Annotated in this window: 20 protein-coding genes; 2 read left to right on the top strand and 18 right to left on the bottom strand. The window is 71.4% G+C overall.

Annotated elements, in window-relative coordinates; translation table 11 throughout:
* Positions 1–164: 164 nt before the first annotated feature.
* From nusB to ACFYYH_RS28435, 14 genes are all read right to left on the bottom strand, one after another.
* Complete coding sequence (gene nusB / locus ACFYYH_RS28500; RefSeq protein ID WP_388556766.1) at positions 165–593, bottom strand: transcription antitermination factor NusB; 429 nt, start codon at positions 591–593, stop codon at positions 165–167.
* 2 nt (positions 594–595) lie between these two features.
* Positions 596–1162, bottom strand: a complete 567-nt coding sequence (gene efp / locus ACFYYH_RS28495; RefSeq protein ID WP_363086034.1) for an elongation factor P — start codon at positions 1160–1162, stop codon at positions 596–598.
* A gap of 62 nt (positions 1163–1224) precedes the next feature.
* A complete protein-coding gene (locus ACFYYH_RS28490) occupies positions 1225–2328 on the bottom strand; it encodes an aminopeptidase P family protein (RefSeq protein WP_388556762.1) in 1104 nt (367 codons plus the stop codon).
* Positions 2329–2412: 84 nt separating this feature from the next.
* Complete coding sequence (locus tag ACFYYH_RS28485; RefSeq protein ID WP_388556759.1) at positions 2413–3471, bottom strand: AAA family ATPase; 1059 nt, start codon at positions 3469–3471, stop codon at positions 2413–2415.
* A gap of 172 nt (positions 3472–3643) precedes the next feature.
* Positions 3644–4084: a type II 3-dehydroquinate dehydratase gene (gene aroQ, locus ACFYYH_RS28480; protein ID WP_388556756.1), complete on the bottom strand. Its 441-nt coding sequence runs from the start codon at positions 4082–4084 to the stop codon at positions 3644–3646.
* A complete protein-coding gene (gene aroB / locus ACFYYH_RS28475; RefSeq protein WP_388556753.1) occupies positions 4081–5175 on the bottom strand; it encodes a 3-dehydroquinate synthase in 1095 nt (364 codons plus the stop codon). Before aroB ends, aroQ begins: the two co-directional genes overlap by 4 nt.
* A complete protein-coding gene (locus ACFYYH_RS28470) occupies positions 5172–5753 on the bottom strand; it encodes a shikimate kinase (protein WP_388556750.1) in 582 nt (193 codons plus the stop codon). Before ACFYYH_RS28470 ends, aroB begins: the two co-directional genes overlap by 4 nt.
* Positions 5750–6934 (bottom strand): chorismate synthase, encoded by a 1185-nt coding sequence (aroC, locus tag ACFYYH_RS28465; protein WP_388556747.1) that lies wholly within the window; start codon positions 6932–6934, stop codon positions 5750–5752. Before aroC ends, ACFYYH_RS28470 begins: the two co-directional genes overlap by 4 nt.
* 263 nt (positions 6935–7197) lie before the next feature.
* A complete protein-coding gene (locus ACFYYH_RS28460) occupies positions 7198–8040 on the bottom strand; it encodes a shikimate dehydrogenase (protein ID WP_388556744.1) in 843 nt (280 codons plus the stop codon).
* Positions 8037–9971: an endolytic transglycosylase MltG gene (mltG, locus tag ACFYYH_RS28455; RefSeq protein WP_388556741.1), complete on the bottom strand. Its 1935-nt coding sequence runs from the start codon at positions 9969–9971 to the stop codon at positions 8037–8039. The genes ACFYYH_RS28460 and mltG overlap by 4 nt, the downstream gene beginning before the upstream one ends.
* A 121-nt stretch (positions 9972–10092) precedes the next feature.
* Complete coding sequence (ruvX, locus tag ACFYYH_RS28450; protein ID WP_388556739.1) at positions 10093–10557, bottom strand: Holliday junction resolvase RuvX; 465 nt, start codon at positions 10555–10557, stop codon at positions 10093–10095.
* Between the two features lie 101 nt (positions 10558–10658).
* Positions 10659–13343 (bottom strand): alanine--tRNA ligase, encoded by a 2685-nt coding sequence (gene alaS / locus ACFYYH_RS28445; protein ID WP_388556736.1) that lies wholly within the window; start codon positions 13341–13343, stop codon positions 10659–10661.
* Positions 13343–13678: a DUF6167 family protein gene (locus tag ACFYYH_RS28440; protein WP_388556733.1), complete on the bottom strand. Its 336-nt coding sequence runs from the start codon at positions 13676–13678 to the stop codon at positions 13343–13345. The genes alaS and ACFYYH_RS28440 overlap by 1 nt, the downstream gene beginning before the upstream one ends.
* 7 nt (positions 13679–13685) lie before the next feature.
* Positions 13686–14132, bottom strand: a complete 447-nt coding sequence (locus tag ACFYYH_RS28435; RefSeq protein WP_388556730.1) for a DUF948 domain-containing protein — start codon at positions 14130–14132, stop codon at positions 13686–13688.
* Positions 14133–14301: 169 nt separating this feature from the next.
* Between ACFYYH_RS28435 and ACFYYH_RS28430 the strand changes: the two genes are divergently transcribed.
* Entirely contained in the window at positions 14302–16491 is a 2190-nt protein-coding gene (locus ACFYYH_RS28430) for an ATP-binding protein (protein ID WP_388556726.1), read from the top strand.
* Between the two features lie 51 nt (positions 16492–16542).
* Here the strand turns inward: ACFYYH_RS28430 and rpsD are convergent, their stop codons facing one another.
* Positions 16543–17157 (bottom strand): 30S ribosomal protein S4, encoded by a 615-nt coding sequence (gene rpsD / locus ACFYYH_RS28425; RefSeq protein WP_161311511.1) that lies wholly within the window; start codon positions 17155–17157, stop codon positions 16543–16545.
* 176 nt (positions 17158–17333) lie between these two features.
* On the opposite strand from rpsD, the gene ACFYYH_RS28420 reads away from it, so the two are divergent.
* Positions 17334–18029: a DUF2470 domain-containing protein gene (locus ACFYYH_RS28420; RefSeq protein WP_388556723.1), complete on the top strand. Its 696-nt coding sequence runs from the start codon at positions 17334–17336 to the stop codon at positions 18027–18029.
* 37 nt (positions 18030–18066) lie between these two features.
* On the opposite strand, the gene ACFYYH_RS28415 is transcribed toward ACFYYH_RS28420, so the two are convergent.
* The 3 genes from ACFYYH_RS28415 to hisS all read right to left on the bottom strand — a co-directional run bounded on the left by ACFYYH_RS28415 (position 18067) and on the right by hisS (position 21621).
* Positions 18067–19431, bottom strand: a complete 1365-nt coding sequence (locus tag ACFYYH_RS28415) for a replication-associated recombination protein A (RefSeq protein WP_388556720.1) — start codon at positions 19429–19431, stop codon at positions 18067–18069.
* A gap of 117 nt (positions 19432–19548) precedes the next feature.
* Positions 19549–20184, bottom strand: coding sequence for a vitamin K epoxide reductase family protein (locus ACFYYH_RS28410; RefSeq protein WP_388556717.1), 636 nt, complete (start codon positions 20182–20184; stop codon positions 19549–19551).
* A 174-nt stretch (positions 20185–20358) separates the two neighbouring features.
* Complete coding sequence (gene hisS, locus ACFYYH_RS28405) at positions 20359–21621, bottom strand: histidine--tRNA ligase (protein WP_388556714.1); 1263 nt, start codon at positions 21619–21621, stop codon at positions 20359–20361.
* Between the last annotated feature and the right edge of the window lie 2 nt (positions 21622–21623).

The raw sequence follows: 21623 nt of genomic DNA, 5'->3' as shown, positions 1-21623 counted from the left end.
CCGCGGGGCCGTCGCCGGGCCGGGGGGGCGGGGGGGGGGCGGCCGCGGCGGGGGGGGGGGGGGGGGGCGCGGCGCCCCCCCCCCCCCCCCGGCCCCCGCGCACCGCGGCCGGACGGCGCGGCCCCGGTCCGGCCGGTCCCGAAGCCCGGTCCCGGGGAAAGGGCCTAGGCGCGGCGCAGACTCGGTTTGAGGTCCTTGAACCGGCCGAGCAGACCGTTCACGAAGGACGGGGAGTCGTCGGTGGAGAACTCCTTCGCGAGCTGGACCGCCTCGTCGATCACGACCGCGTCCGGGGTGCCGTCCACCCACACCAGCTCATAGGCGCCGAGCCGCACGATGTTCCGGTCGACGACCGGCATCCGGTCCAGCGTCCAGCCCACCGAGTAGGTGGAGATGAGGTCGTCGATACGGTCCGCGTACTCCGCGTACCCCTCGACCAGCTCCATGGTGTACTCGCCGACCGGCGGCTGCCGGTCGTCGGTCCGGGCATGCCGTATCCAGTCGGCGAGGACCGTCTGCACGGACGCCCCGCGCTGGTCGGCCTCGAAGAGAATCTGGAAGGCGCGCTTACGGGCCTTGTTCCGGGCAGCCACGGTTAGCTGTTCACCCGGCCGAGGTACTCACCGGAGCGGGTGTCGACCTTGATCTTCTCACCCGTGGTGATGAAGAGCGGGACACCGATCTCGTAACCGGTCTCCAGCGTGGCCGGCTTGGTGCCGCCGGTGGAGCGGTCGCCCTGGACGCCCGGGTCGGTGTGCTGGATGGTCAGCTCGACGGCGGCGGGCAGCTCGACGTAGAGCACCTCGCCCTCGTGCGTGGCGACGCTGGCGGTGAAGCCCTCCAGCAGGAAGTTGGCGGCGGCGCCGACGGCCTTGCGGTCGACCATGAGCTGGTCGTAGGTCTCCATGTCCATGAAGACGAAGTACTCGCCGTCCATGTACGAGAACTGCATGTCGCGGCGGTCAACGGTGGCCGTCTCGACCTTCACGCCAGCGTTGAAGGTCTTGTCGACCACCTTGCCGGAGAGCACGTTCTTCAGCTTGGTGCGCACGAAGGCCGGGCCCTTGCCGGGCTTGACGTGCTGGAACTCGACGACGGACCAGAGCTGGCCCCCGTCGAGCTTGAGCACCAGGCCGTTCTTGAGGTCGTTCGTGGAAGCCACGGTTGCGGAATCTCCTGGACTGAAGCTGGTGGACGACCGAGGGTGTGCGCGGTGCCTGGGCACTAGAGCGCGAGCAGTTCCTTGGTCGTGATGGTGAGTAGCTCGGGTCCGCCGTCCGCCTCGGGGCGGACGACGAGCGTGTCATCGATCCGGACACCGCCCCGGCCCGGGAGGTGGACCCCCGGTCCGACGGTGACCGGCACACAAGCGTCCAGTTTACCCATGGCGGCGGGGGCGAGCTGCGGGTCCTCGTCGATTTCGAGTCCGACACCGTGTCCCGTACGGGGCGCGAGCCGCTCACCGTGCCCCGCGGCCTCCAGCGGCTGCCGGGTCACCCGGTCCACCTCGCGGTAGCCGGTGCCCGGCACGAGGGCCTCCCGACCTGCCCGTTGTGCCGAGAAGACCAGCTCGTACAGGTCGATCTGCCAGTCGGCGGGGGAGGTTCCGATGACAAACGTACGACCGATCAGACACCGGTAGCCGCGGTAGTCGGCGCCGAGGCTGACGGAGAGGAAATCGCCCTCCTCGACCCGCCGGTCCGAGGGAAGGTGGCCCCAGCGGCCGGAATGGGGGCCGGTGGCCACGGCGGTGGGGAACGCGGGGCCGTCGGCGCCGTGGTCCACGAGCCGGCGCTCCAGCTCCAGCGCGAGATGCCGTTCGGTGCGGCCGACCAGGATCGATTCCAGCAGTTCGCCCAGCGCCTGGTCGGCGATCTCGGCGGCGATCCGCAGACAGGCGATCTCCGCCTCGTCCTTGACGATCCGCAACTGCTCGACGGCGCACCCCAGGTCCGCGAGACGCAGCCGGGGCGCGACGGAGCGGACGGCCCGGTGCCGGGCGACGGTGAGGTGGTGCTCCTCGACGGCGAGCGACTCGACGGCGGGCGGGACGAGCAGGCCCGCGGCGGCGGCCACGGGGTCACCGGCGGTGGACAGGACGGTGAGCCCGAGCTGGTCGTCGAGCCGCGCCTCGACGTTCTCGCCCGCGTGGGTACGGGGGCAGAGCAGCGTGTCCTCGCCGGGGCCGAGCAGCAGCACGGCACCGGGCGGCGCCCCGCCCGCGAGATAGCGGACGTTCGCGGGCCGCGAGATCAGCGCGGCCGCGCTGCCCGCCGCGGAGCACCGGTCACGCAACCGCGCACGGCGGACCGCGAACACGTCTGACATGAACCGAGCGTATGAGCGCGGACGTGACCCGGCCGGTTCAGCGCGTCCGACCGGGGGGCGCGGGCAGGGGCGCCCGGCGCGCCGTCACCAGCTCGGCGGGCTCGTCAGGGCGCGCGCCAGCACATCGTCGAGGACCCGGGCGGTGGTCTCCACGTCGAAGCTGGAGTTGTCGATGATGGGCAGCCCCGAGCCGTACCAGCCGGCCATCCTGCCGTGGATGCCCGCCACCTCCTCGTCCGCGAGCCTGCGGTTGCCGCTGCGCTCGGCGTTGCGCTCCAGCACGATCTCCAGTCCCGGCAGCAGCACGACGGGCAGCAGCCCCGGGCCGACATGGCGCTTCCAGCCGCCGAGCCCGACGACCGGGCGGTCCGGGAAGACGGCGTCGTCGAGGATGCAGGAGATCCCGTTGGCCAGGAAGTTCCGCGCGGCGAAGCCGCAGGTGCGGCGGGCCAGCCGGTACTGCGCCTCGGAGTGGTCGTTCCATCCGCTCTGCGGGTCCGCGAAACCCGAGCGGACCCATTCCCGGACGTCGTCGAGGCTGATGTGGGCCGTGGGCACCCGCCGACTCGCCGCCCAGTGGCGGGCGACGGTCGTCTTGCCCGCGCCGGCCGGGCCGATGAGCAGGACGGCGAGGGTCGCCGTGCCCGTGCCGCCGTCGGGGGCGGGCGGCGGAGCGGGGATCGGCACAGGACCGCCGGGCGGCAACCGGATGTGCCCGGTGGAGTCCGGGGGCGGCGGCGGACCGGCCGGCGGGCCGGGAGGCGGCGCGGGCGGCTGCCGGTGGGCGCCACCGGGAGGCGGCACATAGGCGGACCCGGGAGCCTGATGCTGCCCCGGCGCCTGATGCGGGCCGGGAGGCTGGTGCTGCGCCGGCACCTGGTGCTGTCCGGGAGGCTGGTGCTGTCCGGAAGGCTGGTGCTGTCCGGAAGGCTGGTGCTGTCCGGAAGGCTGGTGCTGTCCGGAAGGCTGGTGCTGTCCGGGAGGCTGGTGCCGGCCCGGGACAGGGTGCTGCGGTCCCGGCACCTGGTGCGGTCCCGTCCAGCCCGGGGCGGGCTGCTCCCCCCGTGACGGCCGCGGGATCCCCGGCCCCGTCGGCGGGCCGGGAGGAGGAGCCTGCTGCGCCCATCCGCCTGCGTGCTGCATCCGGTGCCACTCCGTCTCGTACGACTGACGCTCTGGCGGCCCCGCGGGCCAACGCGTTACCGAACGGTACCGCCCCCGGCCGCCGCACGGGCAACGACCGGGGTCCGTATCCGGGACCGGGGCGCCGGTCACCGCCGCCCCGGCGGGGCGCCCGGCACCGGAGGGCGCCCGGTCAGCCGGTCAGTTCCTCCGCCAGGGCCCGCAGCGCGAGCCGGTACGAGCCGATCCCGAAGCCCGCGACCGTACCGCTGGCGACGGCGGCGACCACCGAGGTGTGCCGGAACTCCTCGCGCGCGTACGGGTTCGAGATGTGCACCTCGATCAGCGGGGCGGTGCGCTGCGCCGCCGCGTCCCGCATGCCGTACGAGTAGTGCGTGAAGGCGCCCGGGTTGAGCACGACCGGGACCGATCCGTCCGCCGCCTCGTGCAGCCACCGGATCAGCTCGCCCTCGTCGTTCGTCTCCCGTACGTCGACGTCGAAGCCCAGCTCCTTGCCCAGCGTCCGGCAGGCGTCGACCAGTCCGGCGTACGACGTCGCCCCGTACACATCCGGCTCGCGCGAGCCCAGACGGCCGAGGTTTGGCCCGTTGAGCACGAAGACCCGTCGGGTCACGCCGACACCTCCCCGTACGCGGCGAGCAGCACCGCCGGGTCGGGCCCCTCCAGCACGGTGGGCTTGGCCAGACCGTCCAGCACGATGAAGCGCAGCAGATCGCCGCGGGACTTCTTGTCGACCCGCATGGTCTCCAGCAGCTTGGGCCACTGGTCGCCGCGGTAGGTCAGCGGCAGCCCGACGGACTCCAGTACCGAGCGGTGCCGGTCGGCGGTCGCGTCGTCGAGACGCCCGGCCAGCCGGCCCAGCTCCGCCGCGAAGACCATGCCGACCGAGACGGCCGCGCCGTGCCGCCACTTGTACCGCTCGTTCTTCTCGATGGCGTGCGCCAGGGTGTGGCCGTAGTTGAGGATCTCGCGGAGACCGGACTCCTTGAGGTCGTTGGAGACGACCTCGGCCTTGACGCGGATGGAGCGCTCGATCAGCTCGGCGGTGTGCGCTCCGGACGGGGTGCGGGCTCCCTGGGGGTCCGCCTCGACCAGATCGAGGATGGCCGGGTCCGCGATGAAGCCCGCCTTGATGATCTCGGCCATGCCGCTGACGTAGTCGTGGACACCGAGCGAGTCCAGCGCGGCGAGATCGCAGAGGACCCCGGCGGGCGGATGGAAGGCGCCGACGAGGTTCTTGCCCTCGGCGGTGTTGATGCCGGTCTTGCCGCCCACCGCCGCGTCGACCATGGCGAGCACGGTGGTCGGTACGGCGATCCAGCGCACCCCGCGCAGCCAGGACGCCGCCACGAACCCGGCGAGATCGGTGGTGGCACCGCCGCCGACCCCGACGATGACATCGGTCCGGGTGAAGCCGGTCTGCCCGAGCGCCTTCCAGCAGTACGCCGCGACCTCGACGGTCTTGGCCTCCTCGGCGTTGGGCACCTGGATGGCCACGGCCTCGTACCCCTGGTCGGCGAGATCCTGGCGCAGCGCCTCGCCTGTCCCGGCGAGCGCCTCGGGGTGGATGACGGCGACCCGCCGGGCCTTCTGGCCGATGAGGGCGGGCAGCTCCCCCAGCAGCCGCCGGCCGACCAGCACCTCGTACGGATCGTGTCCCGCCGTGCCACCGACCTGGATACGGGTGACTGCCTGGTCCGTCATACCTGCTTCTCCTTGCCGGGGGTCCGGGACCCGTCCGCGGGGTGCTGCTTCAGCCCGAGTGCGTCGAGGACCGCGTCGGCGACCTCCTCGGGGGTCCGGTCGTCGGTCGCGACCACCACGCGTGCCACGTCCGTGTAGTGATGGCGGCGTGCGTCCAACAGCTCCTTCCACTGCTTGCGGGGGTTGACCACCAGCAGCGGGCGCGCGGTGTTCAGTCCGACGCGCTTGACCGCCTCGCCGACCTCGACCGAGAGATAGACGACGGGCAGCCCGGTGAGCAGTTCGCGGGTGCCGGCGTCGAGGACCGCGCCGCCGCCGAGCGCCAGGACACCGGGGTGCTCGGCGACCGCCTCCCGTACCGCCGCGCGCTCCAGCTCACGGAAGTACTCCTCGCCCCCCTCGATGAAGAGGTCCGAGACCGGCTTGCCCTGCGCGGCGACGATGTCGGCGTCGCTGTCGCGGAAGCCCGTGCCGAGCCGCTCGGCGAGCAGCTCGCCCACGGTCGTCTTGCCGACGCCCATCGGACCGACCAGGACGACCACCGGTCCCGGTCCGCCCGCCGGCTCCGGGGCGCTCATCGGATCGTGAGGTTGTCGAGATACGACCGGACATTGCGGCGCGTCTCCGTGACACTGTCGCCGCCGAACTTCTCGGCGACCGCGTCCGCGAGGGTCAGCGCGACCATGGCCTCGGCGACGATGCCCGCGGCGGGCACGGCGCACACGTCGGAGCGCTGGTGGTGCGCCTTCGCGGCTTCGCCCGTGACCACATCGACGGTGGCGAGCGCCTTGGGCACGGTCGCGATGGGCTTCATCGCGGCCCGTACGCGCAGCAGCTCACCCGTGGTCAGACCGCCCTCGGTACCACCGGAGCGGCCGGACGCGCGCCTGATGCCGTCGCCGGTCGCCACGATCTCGTCGTGCGCCTGGGAGCCCGGTACCCGCGCCAGGCCGAAGCCGTCGCCGACCTCGACACCCTTGATGGCCTGGATGCCCATGAGCGCGGCGGCGAGCCGCGCGTCGAGCCTGCGGTCCCAGTGGACATGCGAGCCGAGCCCGACCGGCACGCCGTACGCCAGCACCTCCACGACACCGCCCAGGGTGTCGCCGTCCTTGTGGGCCTGGTCGATCTCGGCGACCATCGCCTTGCTCGCGTCCGCGTCCAGGCAGCGCACCGGGTCGGCGTCGAGCCTCGCCACATCGGCGGGGGCCGGGTACACGCCGTAGGGGGCCTTGGCCGTGGCCAGCTCCACGACATGGGAGACGATCTCGATCCCGGCCGTCTCCTTGAGGTACGACCGCGCGACGGCGCCGAGCGCGACCCGGGCGGCGGTCTCCCGGGCGCTGGCGCGCTCCAGGACCGGCCGTGCCTCGTCGAAGCCGTACTTCTGCATTCCGGCGAGATCGGCGTGACCGGGCCGGGGGCGGGTCAGCGGCTCGTTGCGGGCGAGCCCCGCGAGCACCTCGGGATCGACCGGATCGGCCGACATGACCTGCTCCCACTTGGGCCACTCGGTGTTGCCCACCATGATCGCAACGGGCGAGCCCATGGTCAGCCCGTGTCGTACGCCACCGAGGAAGGTGACCTCGTCACGCTCGAACTTCATCCGCGCGCCCCGTCCGTAGCCGAGGCGCCGACGGGCCAGATGGTCCGCCACCAGGTCGGTCGTGATCGGCACGCCGGCGGGTAGTCCCTCCAGCGTCGCCACGAGTGCGGGGCCGTGCGACTCCCCCGCGGTCAGCCAGCGCAACCTGCTCAACGGTGCTCCTCATGCTCGCGCCCTCGACTGGTGGTGGCGCGGCCGGTGCGCGGCCCTGGCCCGCCATGTCCGATCTTCCCACGCTCCATGGGAGGAACCGCCGTCACGTCCAGCGAACGGACACCACACCGGCCGGGACCGGCCAGGACCGGCCGGCACGCATCGAGCGGAGACCGCGACTCCAGTTCAGGAACGAACAGGAACGAACAGGAACAGACACGAAAGGTCACGAAAGGTCACGAAGGGAGGAGGGGGAGGAGACCCTACGCCTGCGCCCTGTCGCCGAGGGCCCGCTCGCCCGCCTTGCGCATCGGCGCGAGGGGTGCGGGCGAGCGGCCCGTCATCCGCTCCACCTGGAGTACGGCCTGGTGCACGAGCAGGTCGAGACCGGAGACGACCGGGCCGCCGCGCCGCGACCAGGCGGCGGCGAGGCCGGTGGGCCAGGGCTCGTAGAGCACGTCGAAGAGGGTGCCGGGCCGGTCGGGGACCGAACGGGCCAGCGCGTCGGTGGTGCCCGCCGGGGTGGTGGCGATCACCAGGGGTGCCTCGAAGGCCTCGGCGGCGTCCGCCCACGCGGCCGTACGGACCTCGGCACCGAGCCGCTCGCCCCAGCCGCGCATCTCGGCCGCGCGGGCCTCGCCGCGTACATAGGCGGTGATCGGCCCCGTACAGATCCGGGAGAGGGCGGCGACGGCGGACGAGGCGGTGGCGCCCGCGCCCAGGATCGCCGCGGAGCCGGCCGTACGGACGCCTCGCTCGTGCAGCGCGGCGATCATGCCGGGGATATCGGTGTTGTCCCCCGTGCGCCGACCGTCCTCACCGAGCAGGACCGTGTTGACCGCCTCGACCGAGGCCGCCGTATCGGTGATCTCGTCCAGCAGCGGGATGACGGCCCGCTTGAGCGGCATGGTCAGCGAGAGCCCGGCCCACGAGGGGTCCGCGCGAAGCCCGTCGAGGAAGCCGAGCAGCCCGGCCTCGTCCACCTCGAACCGGTCGTAGGACCAGTCCGTGAGGCCGAGGCCGGCGTAGGCGGCCCGGTGCAGCACCGGCGAGAGCGAGTGCGCGATGGGCGCCCCGAGAACCGCCGCCCGCCTGCGTGGATTCACCGCTTCGAGTTCTCCTTCTGGTACTCGGCACGGTTGCGCTCGTGCTCCTCGTTGGTCTCGGCGAAGAGCGTCTTGTCCTCGGTGACCGAGACGAAGTAGTACCAAGGACCGGGTGTCGGGTCGAGCGCCGACTGAAGGGCTTCGGCACCCGGGTTCCCGATGGGACCGGGCGGGAGACCCTTGATGTCGTACGTGTTGTACGGGTCCTTGATCTTCCGCAGGTTGTCGACGGCGCCGATGTCCAGCCTGCTCGTGCTCTTGATGTAGTTGATCGTGGAGTCGAATTCGAGACGGCCGACGGTCTCCGTGTTGTCCGGTTCCAGACGGTTGTAGACGACGCGGGCAACCTTGTCGAAGTCGTGCTTGTACTTGCCCTCCGCCTGGACGAGGCTCGCGACGGTGATGACCTCCAGCGGGGACCTCAGACCCAGCTTCTCGGCCTCGTCCGCCAGATCCACCTTGCTGTACTCGGCGTTGGCGCGGGCGACCATCTTCTTCAGGATGGTCTCCGGCTTCATGCCCTTGGCGACCGGGTAGCTCGCCGGGAACAGGAAGCCTTCCAGCGGGTCCTTGATGTCCTTGGAGCCCTTCGCCCAGGCCGGCAGTCCGAGGTTCTTGGCCTGCGCCTTGGCGATCGCCGCGGTCGAGCCCTTCTTGAGTTCGAGCCGCTTGTCCATCTGCTCGTAGACCCAGACATTGCGCTTGCCCTCGGGAATGATCAGCGCGTTGTGGCTGGTCGGGCTGAGCATCGTCTTCACGGCCTGGGCCGCGGACATGCCCTTGCTGAGGGTGTAGACGCCCGCCTGGATCGAGTTGCCCTTGGGGTTCTGCCGCTGTGCGGCGACGAACGCGCCCTGGCTCTTGACCACGCCGCTCTTCACCAGGATCGAGGCGATCTCGTAGCCGCCCGCGCCCTGGGGGATCTCCACCTGGACGGAGCCGGAGCCCTCGCCCACGAAGTCCGGCGGCGCGCCGAACTTGGACTGCCAGAACTGGTAGCCGACATAGCCGACGCCGCCGACGCCGCCGACCAGCACCACGCTCAGGAAGAGACAGGCGAAGCCGTTGTGGCTCTTCTTCTTGGTCCTGCCCCGGCGGTCCCGGCCGTTGCCCCGGCGGTCGGTACCCGGTTCGTCCCGCTCGGCGTCATCGCCCTCGTCGCCGTCGTCGCCGGTGAAGAAGGGGTGGGCCTCGTCCTCCTGGCCCTCCTCCCACTCGCCGTCCGGCTCGGGTTCGGCCTTCCGCTGCGCGGGCGGCTGCGGTGGCGGATACGCGTCGGGGGTGCCGTAGAAGTCCTGGTTGGAGCCGTAACCGACATCGTGCGAGCCGTCGTAGGGGCCTGCGGGATTGCCGGCGTACGGCATGGTGGCCTGCTGGCCGGTGTCCCAGGCGCCGTTGTACTGCGTGTCGGTGTACTGGGGTTGCTGCGGCTGTTGTTGCTGCTGGTGCTGCTGCTGCTGCTGGGGATGGTGGGCCTGCGGGTGGTGTGCCTGCTGGGGATGTGCCTGCTGCGGGTGGTGCGGCTGCGGCTGCTGCGGACCGCCGTACTGCTGGGCGGCGTACTGCGGCTGTCCTGCCTGCTGTCCCACATGCGGCTGTCCGGTGTGCTGCTGCGCACCCTGCTGCTGCCCGACGTGCGGCTGCTGTCCGGTGTGCTGCTGCTGCCCGCCCTGCTGCTGGCCCATGTACGGCTGGCCGCTCTGCTGCTGGCCGTACTGCTCCGGGTGGTACTGCTGCTGGTACGGGTCCTGTCCGCCCCCGTACTGCTGCTGGGGCTGCTGCGCGTGCTGCTGCGGATACTGCTGCTGCGGCTGCCCGCCGTAAGGAGCCTGGCCGTCCGTGGACTGCTGCGCTCCCCACCCCGGGTCCCCGTACAGGGGGTCCTCGGGGTGCCACGGTTCGGAGCCGGGGCCCCGGCCATAGTCAGTCATCGATCCCCTAGAGCCGCGAGGCGGCGGTGGCTGAGCGGTGGCACGGCATCCGTTTCGCCTCTTTGTTGTGCGGTGATTGTTCGAACACCACCGCATCGCGCGGAACGTTACCGTATCGCGATCAGATGACCACTTCGACGCCCTCACCCGGGGGCTCACCAGAGACCCGTTCGGCCTCCAGCGCGCTCTGAAGGATGACAACCGCCGCCATTTGGTCGATAACGGACCGGCCTTTCTTGGACTTCACGCCCGAAGCGCGCAGTCCCTGACCGGCAGTCACCGTACTCATCCGCTCATCGACCAGTCGTACCGGCAGCGGCGAGACGCCCCTGGCCAGCTCCTGTGCGAACACACGTACCTTCGCCGCGGCCGGTCCCTCGCCCCCGTTGAGGGACCGGGGAAGCCCGACCACGACTTCGACCGGCTCGTACTCCTCGACAAGCTGCCGCAGCCGCCGGTGGGCGGCCGGGACATCACGTCCCGGCACGGTCTCCACCGGTGTGGCGAGGATCCCGTCGGGGTCGCACGAGGCGACCCCGATCCGGGCGTCCCCGACATCGATCGCGAGCCGACGTCCCCGTCTCATCCGGGATCAGATCCCTTTCCGGCCGTGTGACGACCGGTCCGCGCGGTGCGCGGGCCGGCCGGCCGGCGCCGGGTCGGCCCCGGCCGCCGCGTGTACGCCGGTCACGAGGTCTCGGCGACGAGGCGCTCGACCGCGGCCACGGCGTCCCCGATGGCGTCGGGGTTCTGGCCGCCGCCCTGGGCCACGTCCGGCTTGCCGCCACCGCCGCCCCCGAGGGTCTTGGCGGCGGCACGCACCAGGTCACCGGCCTTGAGACCGCCCCGGCGGGCGGCCTCGTTGGTGGCGATGACCGTCAGCGGACGTCCGTTGGCCGTGGTGAACAGGGCCACGACGGCCGGCCGGTCGACGGCCCCCGACTGCTGGTCCAGCCGGCCCCGGACATCGAGGACGAGCTTGCGCAGATCGTCGGCCGAGGTGCCGTCCGGCACCTGTCCGGTGACCAGGGCCGTGCCCCGTACGTCGATGGCGCTCTGGGCGAGCCCGGCGGCGGCGGCGAGGACCTTCTCCGCGCGGAACCTCTCGATCTCCTTCTCGGCGTCCTTCAGCTTGGCGAGCATGCCGGAGATCTTCTCGGGCAGCTCCTCCGAGCGGCCCTTGACCAGCTCCTGGAGCTGGGCGACGACGGTGTGCTCCTTGGCCAGGAAGTTGTACGCGTCGACGCCCACCAGGGCCTCGATACGACGGACACCCGAACCGATGGACGACTCACCGAGCAGCTTCACCAGGCCGAGCTGGGCGGTGTTGTGGACATGCGTACCGCCGCACAGCTCCTTGGAGAAGTCGCCGATCGTGACCACGCGGACCCGCTCGCCGTACTTCTCGCCGAACTCAGCGATCGCGCCCTGCTTCCTGGCCTCGTCGATGCCCATGACCTCGGCATGGACATCCAGCTCACGGGCGAGGACCTCGTTGATCTTCTGCTCGACATCGAGCAGGACCGTGCCGGGTACGGCGGCGGGCGAGCCGAAGTCGAAGCGGAAGCGGCCCGGCGAGTTCTCGGACCCGGCCTGGGCGGCCGTCGGGCCGAGGGCGTCGCGCAGCGCCTGGTGCGTGAGATGCGTGGCGCTGTGGGCACGGGCGATGGCGCGGCGGCGGTTCAGATCGATGGCGGCATAGGCGGAGGCGCCCACCGTCACCTCACCGACCTGCACGGATCCCTTGTGCACGGAGACACCGGGGACCGGCTGCTGGACGTCGCGCACCTCGATGACCGCGCCGGTGTCGAGCCTGATCCGGCCCTGGTCGGCGAGCTGGCCGCCGCCCTCGGCGTAGAAGGGGGTGCGGTCGAGCACGATCTCGACCTCGTCGCCCTCGGTGGCGGCGGGCGAGGGCACTCCGTCGACGAGCAGTCCGACGATGGTCGACTCGTTCGCGGTGGCGGTGTAGCCGGTGAACTCGGTGCTGCCGCTGGCGTCGGCGACCGCGCGGTAGGCGGACAGGTCGGCATGGCCGGACTTCTTGGCCCTGGCGTCGGCCTTGGCCCGGTCGCGCTGCTCCTTCATCAGCCGGCGGAAGCCGTCCTCGTCCACGGACAGGCCCTGTTCGGCGGCCATCTCCAGGGTGAGGTCGATCGGGAAGCCCCAGGTGTCATGGAGCAGGAAGGCCTGGTCGCCGGAGAGGACCCGGCCGCCGGCGGCCTTGGTCTCGGTGACGGCCGTGTCGAGGATGTTGGTGCCGCCCTTGAGGGCCTTGAGGAAGGCGGCCTCCTCGGCGAGGGCCACGGTCTCGATGCGCCGGCGGTCGGTCTCCAGCTCCGGGTACTGCTGCCCCATCGTCTTGATCACGACATCGGTGAGATCGGCGACGACCGCGTCCGTGGCGCCGAGCAGACGCATATTGCGGATGGCGCGGCGCATGATGCGGCGCAGCACATAGCCGCGTCCCTCGTTGCCGGGGGTGACCCCGTCGCCGATCAGCATCACGGAGGTACGGATATGGTCGGCCACCACACGCAGGGCGACATCGGTGGAGTGGTCGGCGCCGTACCGCACCCCCGTCAGCTCGGTGGCCTTGTCCATGACCACCCGCAGGGTGTCGGTCTCGTACATGTTCTGTACGTCCTGGAGGATCATGGCCAGGCGTTCGAGGCCGAGACCCGTGTCGATGTTCTTCGACGGCAGGTCCCCGAGGATCTCGAAGTCCTCCTTCGAGGTGCCCTCGCCGCGCTCGTACTGCATGAAGACCAGGTTCCAGATCTCCACATAGCGCTCGTCGTTGACGGCGGGGCCGCCCTCGACACCGAACTCGGGGCCCCGGTCGTAGTTGATCTCGGAGCAGGGTCCACAGGGTCCGGGAACGCCCATCGACCAGAAGTTGTCCTTCTTGCCCAGCCGCTGGATGCGCTCGGCCGGTACGCCGATCTTCTCGCGCCAGATCCGCTCGGCCTCGTCGTCGTCGAGGTAGACGGTGATCCACAGACGCTCGGGGTCCAGCCCGTACCCGCCGTCGGCCACGGGAGTGGTGAGCAGCTCCCAGGCGTAGGTGATGGCGCCTTCCTTGAAGTAGTCGCCGAAGGAGAAGTTGCCGCACATCTGGAAGAAGGTGCCGTGCCGGGTGGTCTTGCCGACCTCTTCGATGTCCGGCGTGCGGACGCACTTCTGGACGCTGGTGGCGCGGGGGGCGGGCGGCTTGACCTCGCCGAGGAAGTACGGCTTGAAGGGCACCATGCCCGCCGGGACCAGCAGCAGAGTCGGGTCGTCCGCGATGAGCGACGCCGAGGGCACGACGAGGTGCCCGCGCTCCTCGAAGAAGCTCAGCCAGCGGCGGCGGATTTCAGCCGACTCCATCAGTGGTCCTCTTTCCGGTTGTGCGGGTTGTAGGGGTGAGTGGTGCGGGGAGGCTCGGTCCGCTCGATGGCGGCCAGCCGCCGGGGCGCGGGCAGGGCACGGGCGTCCGGTGCGTCCAGCCCCAGTGCCTCGCCCAGCTCGGCCTCGCGGCGCGCCATGCCCGCTCTGACGTCAACGGCGAATTCCCGCACCTTGTGCCCGGCGTCGATCGCCTTGTTCGCCGCCTGGGCGGCGAGGCTCTCGGGGGTGAGCTGCCTGAGCTTGCGGTGGACCTTGGTGGTGGCCCAGACGCCGGCCGCGGCGCCCGCGGTGAACCAGAACGTACGGCGGAGCATCGCTGCGTCAGCCCTTCTTGTTCCTGCGCCGGGCGGCCGGGAGCGTACGTCCCGTGACCACTCTGCGGCGGGTGGCCGGTTCGGCGGCCCCGTTCTCCGTGGCGGCCGGTCCTCTGCGTCCCATGGCCTGGCGAACTCCGTAGCCGAATGCCGCGACCTTGACGAGGGGTCCGCCGAAGGTCGAGGCAACCGTCGTGGAGAGCGCCGAGGCGTTGGAGGTGACTTCCTGGACGTCCGTCGCGATGGCGTCGACGCGGTCGAGCTGGGTCTGTGCGGAGCGGACCGTCGCGGAGGCGTCCGCCAGCAGCGGAACCGCCTGCTCGGTCACCTCGGCCACGAGCCGGGTGGTCGCCCTGAGGGTCTGGGCCAGCCTCACCAGCACCACGGCCAGGAAGGAGACCAGGATGGCCCAGAACACGGCCACCAGGATCCCGGCAACCTCTCCACCGGTCACGCCGCACCGCTCCCTGATCGTCGACGGTCTTCTGGAAAGCGACTGGAAAGTCGTCCTCCGACCTTATCGCGCCGGGGGTCGCGCCCCGTACCGCATTACGTGCTCCCCGGACGGGGACCGCCGCCCAGGATTGTACGGAGTGCGGCGGGTTGAGTACTCTGCGTGTCCCATGCGACGGTCCTTCCGCTCCGGTCCCTCCGCCGACGCGCCTCCCCCGGTTCCCGGCAATCTTCCCGCTGAGCTGAATCGCTTCGTCGGACGCGACGACGAGCTGTCCGGCCTGACGCGCCTGCTCGGTGAGTCCCGGCTGGTCACGGTGGTGGGAGTCGGCGGGGTGGGCAAGACGCGGCTGGCGCTCCGGACGGCCGACGTTCTGAAGAAACGCTACTTCGATGGCGTCTGGCTCGCCGAGATCGGTACGCTCCACGACCCAGAACTGCTGGCGCACTCCCTGGTCGAGGCGCTCGGGCTGACGGACCAGAGCGGCCGGCCCCCGCGCCGGGTGCTCGTCGAGCACCTCGCCACGCGCCGGCTGCTGCTGGTGCTCGACGGATTCGAGCAGCTCGTCGACGCGTGTGCCGAACTGATGCGGGAACTGCTGCGCCGGGCACCGCAGTTGACGGTACTCGCCGTGGGACGGCGCCCGCTGCGGGTGGAGGGCGAACTGATCTTCAGGCTGGCCCCGCTGCCGGAGCGGGACGCCGTGCGGCTCTTCACCGACCGGGCCGCCGCCGGATCGCCCGGCTTCCGGCCGACCGGGGCGCGTGAGAGCGCCGTACGGGAGCTGTGCCGGCGTCTCGACGGGATCCCGCTCGCGGTGGAGCTGGCGGCGGGACGGCTGCACGCCCTCTCCGTGGAGCAGATCCTGGAGCGGATCGACGACCGCTTCCGGGTGCTCACCGAGGGCCTGCGGGGCGCTCCGGTCCGCCATCGGACGCTGCGGACGGCGATCGGCTGGAGCCATGAGCTGTGCACCGCGCCGGAACGGCTGCTCTGGGCACGGCTGTCGGTCTTCGCGGGCCCCTTCGACCTGGAGGCGGCCGAATACGTCTGCGGCGGCCCCGAGTTACCGGCCGAGTCCGTGCTCGATGTGCTCTCCGGGCTGATCGCCCAGTCCTTGGTCGTACGGGAGGAGACCCCGGCCGGGGTGCGCTACCGGATGCTGTCGACGGTCGCGGCCTACGGGGCCGAGTGGCTGGCGGCCCTGGAGGACACCGCGCGGATGCGCCGGCGGCACCGTGACTGGTACATGGGGCTCGCCACCTGGTACGAACTGGACTGGTTCGGCCCGCGCCAGGCCGAGGTCGCGGCCGGCACCGAGAGCGCGCTGCCCAATCTGCGGGCCGCCCTGGAACTGTGTCTGGACTCCCCCGACGAGGCGCATCTCGGCCAGCATCTCGCGGGCACGCTGTGGTTCTGCTGGGTCGGCTGCGGACGGCTGTCCGAGGGGCGGCACTGGCTGGACCGGGCGCTCGCCCTGGACTCCCCGCACGAGGAGTCACGGCTCAAGGCGCTGTGGGTGCTGGGGTATGTGGCCGTCCTCCAGGGCGACAGCGCGGCGGCGATGGGCGCCCTCTACGAGTGCCGGGAGGAGGCGGCCCGTACGGACAACGCGCTGGCGGGCGCGTACGCGGTGCACCGGCTGGGCTGCCAGGCGCTGCTGTCGGACGACATGCCCCGGGCCGAACGGCTGCTGCGTACGGCGCTCACCGCCTACCGGGAGCTGGGCGAACTCAACAGCAATGTGCTGATGGGGCAGACCGAACTGGCCATGGCGCTGGTCTTCCAGGGGGATCTGGAGACGGCCGTCGCCCTGTGCACGGAGGTCCGGGAGATCTGCGAGGACAGCGGTGAGCGCTGGTCGCGGGCGTACGCGCTGTATGTGCTGGGCTACGCGCACTGGACCCGGGGCGAGCACACCGAGGCACGCGCGCTGGTCGCGGAGTCCGTCGCCATCCACCATCTCTTCCACGATCTGGTGGGGCTGGTGCTCGCCGTCGAGCTGATGGCCCTGGTGACCGCGAGCGAGGGCGATCCGGCGGAGGCTGCGGTGCTCCAGGGAGCCGCGTCCGGGCTCTGGGAGTCGGTCGGCCCGCCGCTGTTCGGATCGGCGTACTTCAGCGGGCCCCGGGTGCTGTGCGAGCGGCAGGTGGGCGAGGTGCTGGGTCCGGCGGAGTACGCGCGGTACGAGAGCGAGGGGCGCGGGCTCCCGGTGGACACGGCGGTGCGCAGGGCACTCGCCGAACGCCCCCGGCCCGCGACGGTGCCGCGCCAGTCGCCGGGACCGCGCAGAACGTCCCGCGGCACACGGAAGCCCGCCGGCTCCCCCACCGGGAAGGGCGGGGAGACGGCGGGCTGACGGTGCGCGAAGTGCCGTGGAATCAGGCGCTGTCGAGCGACCGGACCCGGATCAGCGGGCGTAGTACTCGACGACGAGCTGCTCGTCGCAGATGACCGGGATCTCCTTGCGCTGCGGGTCACGGTCCAGGCGGAACGCCAGGGCCTTCAGGTTGACCTGGAGGTAGCGCGGGGTCTCGCCGTCGGTGTCGTAGCCACCCTCACGCGCGACCTGGAAGGGGACCTTCTCGCGGCTGCGCTCGCGGACCATCACGACATCGTCGGGACGGACGCGGAAGGACGGCTTGTCGACCTTGCCGCCGTTGACCTCGATGTGACCGTGGACGACCATCTGGCGGGCCTGGTAGATGGTGCGGGCGATGCCCGAACGCAGGACCAGCGCGTCGAGACGGCGCTCCAGCTCGACGACCAGGGCCTCGCCCGTCTTGCCCTCGGCCTTCTTGGCGCGGTCGTAGGCGCGGGCCATCTGGCGCTCGCTGATGTCGTACTGGGCGCGCAGACGCTGCTTCTCCAGCAGACGGACCTTGTAGTCACTGTTCTGCTTGCGTCCACGACCGTGCTCACCCGGCGGGTAGGGACGGGCCTCGAAGTACTTGACGGCCTTCGGCGTCAGCGCGATACCGAGCGCACGGGACTTCTTGACCTTGGGACGCGACTGGTTAGGCACGTTCTCCAGACCTCCGTTGTAGGTTAGGTTAGGCTCACCTTACTCAAGGAGATCGCATGTCCAGCTCCGGGAACACCACGCGCATCACAGACAGCCTCGACGCGCAGGGCACCGATTCGACGGAGGTCCGATCAGCTCATGGTCAGCCGCGTCCCAGCGGGCTTGAAATCGATCGGATGCCGTCAGCAGCCGAGCGCACACGAACTCTCGTACAGAGTACATGCTCGGCGGTGCTGCTCATCCCGGGTCTGGACCGGGCGGCGCCCCACCAGCTCATGCCCGAGACCAGGACCGTCGGGCCCGGCGGCGAGGTGCTGCTCGTCCTCCCCGCCGGCTCCCCCGCCGTACGGGCCGCCGCCCGCGCGCCGGAGGACGGACTGACGGCGGTGCTGGAACTGGCGGATGTCGCGCCCGTCTCCGTGCCCCACCGTATACGGGGCCGGGCCTGGCTCTCGGGAGCGCTCACCCTGGGCGACGCGATCCCGGCGGAGGCCGGGCGGACGGCTCTTCGGCTGGCGGTGGGCGAAGCGCATGTGGACGATCTCTGGGGCACCGGCCGGGTGGAGCCCGAGGACTTCGCGGCGGCCGTGCCCGACCCGCTGACCGAGCACGAGGCGGAGCTGCTCCAGCATCTCCACTCCACGCACGGCGCCGAGGTACGGGCCCTGGGCGGGCTGCTCGGCAAGCGCTCCGGGTCCCTCTCGGCGGCCGGGACCGCTGCCGTGCCGGTCGGGCTCGACCGCTTCGGGCTGCGGGTGCGCTTCACCGGGGTGCGGTGCTTCGACGCCCGCTTCGACTTCCCCGAGCCGGTACGCGACATGAGCGAGCTGCGCCGGGCCCTGCACACGCTCTTCGACGCGGCCTCGCACTGAGCCCCCGGCTTCGCGCCGGGACGGCGGCCCGCACGCCTCAGCCGTCCCGGCCGCCGTCGCCCCGCAGCCGTTCGCGCACCTTGTCCACCACGTCCGCGTACCGCGCCTCCGCGCCGTACCGCGTGGGCTCGTAGTAGCGCTTGCCCCGCACGGCGTCCGGGGCGTACTGCTGGGCGGCGATACCGCCGGGCACATCATGCGGATAGACATAACCCTGAGCGTGGCCGAGCTTGGCCGCGCCCTTGTAGTGACCGTCGCGGAGATGGGCGGGAACGGGTCCCGCCAGCCCCTTGCGCACATCCTCCAGCGCGGCCGAGATCGCGGTGGTGGCCGCGTTCGACTTCGGCGCGAGCGCCAGCGCGATGGTGGCGTGGCTCAGCGTGAGAGCGGCCTCCGGGAAGCCGATCATGGCCACGGCCTGGGCGGCGGCGACCGCGATCGGCAGCGCGGCCGGGTCGGCGAGGCCGATGTCCTCGCTCGCCGAGATCATCAGCCGCCGGGCGATGAACCGGGGGTCCTCGCCCGCGTCGATCATCCGGGCCAGATAGTGCAGCGCCGCGTCCACGTCGGAGCCGCGGATCGACTTGATGAGCGCGCTCGCCACGTCGTAGTGCTGGTCGCCGTCGCGGTCGTAGTTCACCGCGGCGCGGTCGACGGTCTCCTCCACCGTGGTGAGGGCGATCTCGCCCTCACCCTTGTCGAGCGCCGCGCCGGCCGCCGCCTCCAGCGCCGTCAGCGCGCGGCGGGCGTCACCGCCCGCGATCCGCAGCAGATGCGCCTCGGCGTCCCCGGGGAGGGTGAGCGCGCCGCCGAGCCCGCGCTCCTCGGTGAGCGCCCGGCGGAGCAGACCGCGCAGATCGTCGTCCGTGAGCGGCTCCAGCGTGAGCAGCAGCGATCGGGAGAGCAGTGGGGAGATCACCGAGAAGTACGGATTCTCGGTGGTGGCGGCGATCAGCGTCACCCAGCGGTTCTCCACGGCGGGCAGCAGGGAGTCCTGCTGGGCCTTGCTGAAGCGGTGGATCTCGTCCAGGAAGAGAACGGTGTCCTTGCCGAAGCCGCCGGAGGCCCGGCGGGCCCCGTCGATGACGGCCCGTACCTCCTTGACGCCCGCCGTGATCGCGGACAGCTCCACAAAGCGCTTGTTGGTCGCCTTGGAGACGACATACGCGAGGGTCGTCTTACCGGTGCCCGGCGGGCCCCAGAGGATCACGGACGAGGGGCCCGCGGGGCCGCCGCCGCCTTCCCCCACCAGCCGGCGCAGGGGCGATCCGGGCTTGAGCAGATGTGCCTGCCCGACGACTTCGTCGAGGACACGCGGGCGCATCCGGACGGCCAGGGGGCTGCTGGACGGATCCTTCTCCTGGCGTTCTTCGGCGGCTGCGGTAAAGAGGTCGGGCTCCACGCGTGAAGCCTATGCCAGACCACCGACAACGCAGGTCCGGACGGTCGCGGCACGCTCGCCGGACGGTCGCGGCACGGCCGCCGGACGGTCCCTCGGCTCGTGCCGCCGGACGGCCCCTCAGCTCGTCCAGAAGTCCCACCAGCGCGTCAGGATCAGCATCCCGATGATCCCGATGTGCAGCGCGGGCAGTACCCAGGTGAACTCACCGAGGAAGCCGCGCAGCGCGCCCGGCGCGGGCAGCACTCCCTGACGCACGTTGTGCGAGGTGACGTACCAGAACATGACGATCGTGGCGACCCAGGCCAGACAGCACCACAGGCAGAGCGAGTTGATGCTGTAGAGCGACTGGTACTGGAGCCAGGTGCAGAACCCGACACCGAACAGCGTGCCCGCGTTCAGCCCGAGCCAGAACCAGCGCCGGTAACGCGCCCCGGCCAGCAGCCCCGCACCCACCGCGATCACCACCGCGTACGCGACCAGACCCAGCACCGGATTCGGAAAACCGAACACCGACGCCTGCTCGCTCTTCATGATGTTGCCGCAGGACACCACCGGATTCAGACTGCACCCCGGCGTGAAACCCGGATCCTCCAGCAACTTGAACTTGTCCAGCGTGATCACCCACGCCGCCAGCAGCCCCGCCGCCCCCGTGACCACCAGCAGCAGCGCGAACCCCCGGCCACCGCCCGCCGCGTGTGCGGTGCTCCGCTCCTCCCGCTCGGAGGAGACGTCGTCCAGTGCTGCACTCGTCATGTCGGTATCGCCGTTCCCTCACTCTGGGGCCGTCCGGGGCATCCGGGGCCGTCCGGTGGGCGCAGGCTCATTGTGCCGCACACCCGCCCCGGGCCACCGTTCGCCCGGCATAAGGAACGGGACGAACGGAAGGCCCGGACGGTGTTCCCGTCCGGGCCCCCTGTGTCCCCGCCCTCAGCCGAGCCGCCGTGTCAGCTCCGTCACCAGGGCGTCGAGCGCGACCGGCGCCTGCTCGCCGCTCTCCATGTCCTTGAGCTGGGCCACACCCTCGGCGAGATCGCGCTCGCCCGCGACGATCGTGTAGCGGGCACCGGACCGGTTGGCGTTCTTCATGGCGCCCTTGAGGCCCTTGCCGCCGTACGCGAAGTCGGCGGCGACACCGGCCCTGCGCAGTTCCGTGACGACCCCGAAGAGCGCGCGCCTGGCCTCCTCGCCCAGCGGGACCGCGAAGACGCTGGTGGCGCCGGGAAGGTCGAGCCGGATGCCCTCGGCCTCCAGCGCCAGCACCGTACGGTCCACCCCGAGCGCCCAGCCGACGGACGGCAGCGCGGGGCCGCCGATCATCTCGGAGAGACCGTCGTACCGGCCGCCGCCGCCCACCGCGGACTGCGCGCCGAGACCGTCGTGGACGAACTCGAACGTGGTGCGTGTGTAGTAGTCGAGACCGCGTACGAGCCTCTCGTCGTCCTCGTACACCACACCCGCCGCGGTCAGCAGCTCCCTGACCTCCTCGTGGTAAGCCTTGCAGGCGTCGCAGAGGTAGTCGCGGAACAGCGGCGCCCCGACGAGCTGCCGGCGCACGTCGGCGCGCTTGTCGTCGAGGACCCGCAGCGGGTTGATCTCGATACGGCGGCGGGTCTCCTCGTCCAGGTCGAGGGCGCGCAGAAAGGCCTGGAGCGCCTCCCGGTAGACGGGCCGGCACTCCTTGTCGCCCAGCGAGTTGAGCAGGATGCGGAAGTGCCGCAGACCGAGCGAGCGGTACGCCTGGTCGGCCAGAATGATCAACTCGGCGTCCAGCGCGGGGTCCTCCGCGCCGATCGCCTCGGCGCCGACCTGTGAGAAGTGCCGGTAGCGGCCCTTCTGCGGGCGCTCGTAGCGGTAGTACGAGCCCGAGTACCAGAGCTTGACCGGCAGGTTCCCGGTCTTGTGGAGGTTGGCCTCCAGCGCGGCGCGCAGGACGGAGGCGGTGCCTTCGGGGCGCAGCGCCAGCCTGTCGCCGCCCTTGGTCTCGAAGGCGTACATCTCCTTGGAGACGATGTCGGTGGACTCGCCGACGCCGCGGGCGAACAGCTCGACGTTCTCGAAGCCGGGCGTCTCGACATAGCCGTAGCCGGAGTTCCTCAGCGGTGCGGAGATGGCCTCGCGCACCGCGAGGAAGACCGCGGAGGCGGGCGGGATCAGATCGTAGGTGCCCTTGGGGGCCTGGAAAGTACTCATGA

The sequence above is a fragment of the Streptomyces sp. NPDC002018 genome (genome assembly GCF_042890865.1).
Taxonomy (GTDB): Bacteria; Actinomycetota; Actinomycetes; order Streptomycetales; family Streptomycetaceae; genus Streptomyces.
Note: the sequence above shows the minus strand (reverse complement) of the source record. Positions and strands in the feature narration are given on the sequence as shown.